A 5,147-nucleotide genomic window follows, 5' to 3' on the forward strand; every position below is an offset into this window, starting at 1 on the left:
CGGCGCCGCTGCCGGCCCGGTCGCGGGGCAGCGCGCCGAGGGCGCCGTCCATCGCGGGGACGATCGAGAAGCCGAAGCCGAAGCCGGTGATGGACAGCCACAGCGCGGTGAAGCCGTAGCCGGAGTCGGCCGTCGTACGGCTGCCGAGCAGCGCGGCGAAGGCGAGGATCACCAGGCCGGCGGTGACCACGGCACGGGAGCCGAACTTGGCGACGAGCGGTTGTGCGGCGCGGGCCGCGACGATCAGGCCGCCCATCATGGGCAGCAGCCGGACGCCGGTGCCGAGCGCGTCATTGCCGAGCACCGCCTGGAGATACTGCGGCAGCACGAACAACAGGCCGGACAGGACGAACATGACGAGGGTCGCGGCGAGTGTGTTGAAGAGGAAACCGCGGTGGGCGAGCAGTTCCATGTCGAGCATGGGGCGTTGCATGCGCCGCTCGCGCAGCACCAGGGCGGAGATCAGGAGCGCGGCGCCGATGAGCATGCCCACGATCAGCGGGTCGCCCCAACCGCGGCTGGGCGCCTCGATGATCGCGTAGATGAGGGAGCCGAGGCCGGCCGCCGTGAACGCGGTGGAGAGGGTGTCGACCTTGGGGGAGGCGGGGTCGCTGCTCTCGGGCAGCAGGAAGACACAGGCCGCTATGCCGATCGCGGCCATCGGGATGTTGACCAGGAAGACCGAGCCCCACCAGAAGTGGTTGAGCAGCCAGCCGCCGATGATCGGGCCGAGCGGCAGCCCGAGCGAGGAGGCCGCGGAGGTGATGCCGACGGCCTTGGTGCGCTCGTCCGGGCCGAAGAGCGAGGGCAGCACGGACAGCGCGAGCGGGGTGACCAGGGCCCCGCCGACGCCCATCACCGTGCGGGCCGCGATGACCCAGTTCACGTCGCTCGCCAGGGAGCCGGCCACCGAGCCGGCGAGGAAGATGCCGAGCCCGACGACGAGCATCCGGCGCCGTCCGAAGCGGTCGCCGAGGAGTCCGGCCGGGAGCATCAGGGCCGCGAAGACGATGACGTAGGAGTCGGCCATCCACTGCTGCTGGCCGGTGGTGGCACCGAGGTCGCCGGCCATCGTGGGCAGGGCGACGTTGAGGATCGTTGTGTCGAAGCCGAGCGTGAGCATGCTCGCGACCAGGGCCCCGAGGGCCCACCAGCGGCGCGGATCGTGTCGCGCTTCGTCGTTCTGAGGGACAGTGACAGTAGCCATGAAATGAGAGTAGCTGTCAAAAGGTGGTTGATGTCAACAGGGATCGACTGTCAGGACATGAAAAATGGCCACGGCTCGAAAGCCGTGGCCATGAACAGGAGGTGTCTCAGGCGCTACCCGTGCTGGTACGCCACCATCGAGATCCCCACGTAGTGCACCAGGAAGGCCGCCACCGTCAGGGAGTGGAAGACCTCGTGGAAACCGAACCAGCGCGGTGACGGGTTCGGGCGCTTGATGCCGTAGATCACGCCGCCGGCGCTGTAGAGCAGTCCGCCGACGACCACCAGGACCAGGACGGCGATGCCGCCCGTGCGCATGAAGTCGGGCAGGAAGAAGACGGCCGCCCAGCCCATCGCGATGTAGCAGGGGGTGTAGAGCCAGCGTGGGGCGCCGACCCAGAAGACCCGGAAGGCGATGCCTGCCAGCGCCGCGCCCCAGATGCTCCACAGCAGCCATTCGCCCTTGGCGCCCGGCAGCAGCAGCATCGTCAGGGGTGTGTAGGTGCCCGCAATGATCAGGAAGATGTTGGCGTGATCGAGTCTGCGCAGGATGCCGTCCATGCGCGGGCTCCAGTCGCCCCGGTGGTACAGCGCGCTGACTCCGAAGAGCAGGCAGGCCGTCAGGGCGAAGATCCCGCAGGCGATCCGGGCCCGGGGTGTGTCGGCGAGAGCGGTGAGCACCAGGCCGGAGACGAGAACGGCCGGGAACATGCCGAGGTGCAGCCAGCCGCGCAGCTTCGGCTTCACATGGTCGGGGAGGGAGAGCGCGGAGGGACCATGGCCGGCGGTCGGCGTGTCCGTGGGCGCGTCGGGGACGGACGCAGTCATGCGCTCCAGCGTACCTACGGAACCGTAAGTTACGTGTCAGTGCGGCGAGATGAGGGGCTGGAAGTGGCCACTCTCTCATGGCTGGTCGACGTGCGGGTACCCGGGGTGAAGCGGTGGTGACGCACGGAAAACATCTGGATACGTGGCGATCCTCACGTCGCTCGTATGTGAGGCCCTCTGGACATATGGGCGGACGCGTCGGATGATCAAATGAGTGCGGTCGGCACCGGATGAGCGCCAAGATCGACCATCGTGAAGCATCCGGGTCGCGGCCCCCACGGGGCAGACAGGACAAAATCCCTCACCATAGGAGCAATCGTGGCGCGCGACATCGCGGCTCCCCCCGTCATCCCAACCCAGCACAAAGAACTGGTCTCGTGGGTGAACGAGATCGCAGAACTGACTCAGCCGGACAGCGTGGTCTGGTGTGACGGATCCGAAGCGGAGTACGAGCGGCTGAGCGAGGAGCTCGTCCGAAAGGGCACCTTCCAGAAGCTCGACCCGATCAAGCGCCCCAACTCCTACTACGCCGCCTCCGACCCGACCGATGTCGCCCGGGTCGAGGACAGGACGTTCATCTGCTCCGAGCAGGAGCAGGACGCGGGACCCACCAACCACTGGAAGGCTCCCGCCGAAATGCGGGCCATCTTTACAGGAGAAGGAAACAGTTTCGCGGGAGAAAAGGGCATCTTCCGCGGCTCCATGAAGGGCCGGACGATGTACGTCGTCCCGTTCTGCATGGGCCCCCTCGGTTCGGACCTCTCCGCGATCGGCGTCGAGATCACCGACTCCGCCTATGTCGCCGTCTCCATGCGCACCATGACCCGCATGGGACAGCCCGTCCTGGACGAACTCGGCGAGGACGGCTTCTTCGTGCGTGCTGTGCACACGCTCGGAGCGCCGCTGGCCGAGGGCGAGGCGGACGTGCCGTGGCCGTGCAACTCCACCAAGTACATCTCGCACTTCCCCGAGAGCCGCGAGATCTGGTCCTACGGCTCCGGCTACGGCGGCAACGCGCTGCTCGGCAAGAAGTGCTACGCCCTGCGCATCGCCTCGGTGATGGCGCGGGACGAGGGCTGGCTCGCGGAGCACATGCTCATCCTGAAGCTGACCCCGCCGCAGGGAGAGTCCAAGTACGTGGCGGCGGCCTTCCCTTCGGCCTGCGGCAAGACCAACCTCGCGATGCTGGAGCCCACCGTCTCGGGCTGGACCGTCGAGACGATCGGTGACGACATCGCCTGGATGCGGTTCGGCGAGGACGGCCGGCTCTACGCGATCAACCCCGAGGCCGGTTTCTTCGGCGTCGCGCCCGGCACCGGTGAGCACACCAACGCCAACGCGATGAAGACGCTGTGGGGCAACTCCGTCTTCACCAACGTGGCGTTGACCGACGACAACGACATCTGGTGGGAGGGCATGACGGAGGAGACTCCGGCCCACCTGACGGACTGGAAGGGCAACTCCTGGACGCCGGAGTCCACTTCGCCCGCCGCGCACCCCAACGCCCGCTTCACCGTGCCCGCTTCGCAGTGCCCGATCATCGCGCCCGAGTGGGAGGACCCCAGGGGCGTGCCGATCTCGGCGATCCTGTTCGGCGGCCGGCGTGCCTCGGCCGTACCGCTGGTGACGGAGTCCTTCGACTGGAACCACGGTGTCTTCCTCGGCGCCAACGTGGCCTCCGAGAAGACCGCCGCCGCCGAGGGCAAGGTCGGTGAACTGCGCCGCGACCCGTTCGCCATGCTGCCGTTCTGCGGCTACAACATGGGTGACTACATGGGCCACTGGGTCGATGTCGCCAAGGGCCGCGACCAGGCGAAGCTGCCGAAGATCTACTACGTGAACTGGTTCCGCAAGAACGACGCGGGCAAGTTCGTGTGGCCGGGCTTCGGCGAGAACAGCCGTGTCCTGAAATGGATCGTCGACCGCCTCGACGGCCGCGCCGAAGGCGTCGAGACCCCGATCGGCGTGCTGCCGGCCAAGGGCGCCCTCGACACCAAGGGCCTCGACCTCTCCGAGGCCGACCTCGACTTCCTGCTCACCGTCGACAAGGACGTGTGGCGCGAGGAGGCCGCCCTGGTCCCGGACCACCTCAACACCTTCGGGGACCACACCCCGAAGGAACTGTGGGACGAGTACCGCGCGCTGGTGCAGCGTCTGGGCTGAGTCCCAGTACCGGAACAGTAGGGGCCCGCACAACGGCGTGCGGGCCCTTACCCGTTGGCCTCTATTTATCCCATCACCTCTGCCCAGACCGGCATTTCGGGGGACACTCGGGACAACCTGCAACGAACCCCGAAGTGAGGTGAGCGGGGTGCGCACTCCGGTCAGCGATCCGCTGAGCGTGGGGCCGTACCGGATCGCCGGGCGGCTCGGCTCCGGCGGTATGGGATGGGTGTATCTCGGCCGTTCGCCGGCCGGCCGCGAGGTGGCGGTGAAGGTCGTACGGCCCGAACTGGCCGCGGAGTCGGAGTTCCGCGAGCGCTTCGCCCGCGAGGTCGCCGCCGCCCGGCTGGTCAGCGGCGCCTACACGGCGGCCGTGGTCGACGCCGACACCGAGGCCGAACTCCCTTGGCTGGCAACGATGTACGTGCCCGGGCCGTCCCTCGCCGAGGCCGTCCGCACCGACGGCCCGCTGCCCGAGGCCCAGGTCCGCAGGCTCGGCGCCTTCCTGGTGGAGGCCCTGCAGGCCATCCACGCGGCCAACCTGGTCCACCGCGACCTCAAGCCGGCCAATGTGCTGCTGGCCTCGGACGGCCCCCGTGTCATCGACTTCGGCATCTCCCGCGTCGAGGGCGCCCCGAGCCTCACCCAGGCCGGAATCGTCGTCGGCACCCCGCCCTTCATGTCGCCGGAGCAGATGACGGCGGCGCCGCTCGGCCCGCCCACCGACGTGTTCTCCCTCGGCGGTGTCCTGGTGTACGCGCTGACCGGCCGCCCGCCGTTCGGCGCGGGGGAGGCGGTGAGCCTGCGGGTGGTGCACCGCGAACCCGACCTGGACGGCGTACCGGCGGGGCTACGGCCGCTGCTGGCCCGGTGTCTGGCGAAGCGGCCCGGTGACCGGCCCCGACTGGACGTCCTGCTGGGCGAGGTGCTGGCACCGCCGAGATCGGAAG

General features: G+C 68.6%; 4 protein-coding genes. 2 read left to right on the forward strand and 2 right to left on the reverse strand.

The features are described 5' to 3' along the window. The coding region (locus R6V09_RS45380; protein WP_317887327.1) for a DHA2 family efflux MFS transporter permease subunit at positions 1-1,207 on the reverse strand (1,207 nt) is incomplete at its 3' end. 113 nt (positions 1,208-1,320) lie between these two features. Continuing rightward, the gene (gene trhA, locus R6V09_RS45385; protein ID WP_317887328.1) at positions 1,321-2,034 is read right to left on the reverse strand and encodes a PAQR family membrane homeostasis protein TrhA; all 714 of its coding nucleotides are present in this window, start codon (positions 2,032-2,034) and stop codon (positions 1,321-1,323) included. Between the two features lie 318 nt (positions 2,035-2,352). On the opposite strand from trhA, the gene R6V09_RS45390 reads away from it, so the two are divergent. Together R6V09_RS45390 and R6V09_RS45395 are read left to right on the forward strand one after the other, a co-directional pair. Further along, the gene (locus R6V09_RS45390; protein WP_317887329.1) at positions 2,353-4,197 is read left to right on the forward strand and encodes a phosphoenolpyruvate carboxykinase (GTP); all 1,845 of its coding nucleotides are present in this window, start codon (positions 2,353-2,355) and stop codon (positions 4,195-4,197) included. 148 nt (positions 4,198-4,345) lie between these two features. Then, positions 4,346-5,147: serine/threonine-protein kinase (locus R6V09_RS45395; protein ID WP_317887330.1), on the forward strand; the 802-nt coding region annotated here is incomplete at its 3' end.

The sequence above is a fragment of the Streptomyces sp. W16 genome (assembly GCF_033194735.1).
In the GTDB taxonomy this organism is placed as follows: Bacteria; Actinomycetota; Actinomycetes; order Streptomycetales; family Streptomycetaceae; genus Streptomyces.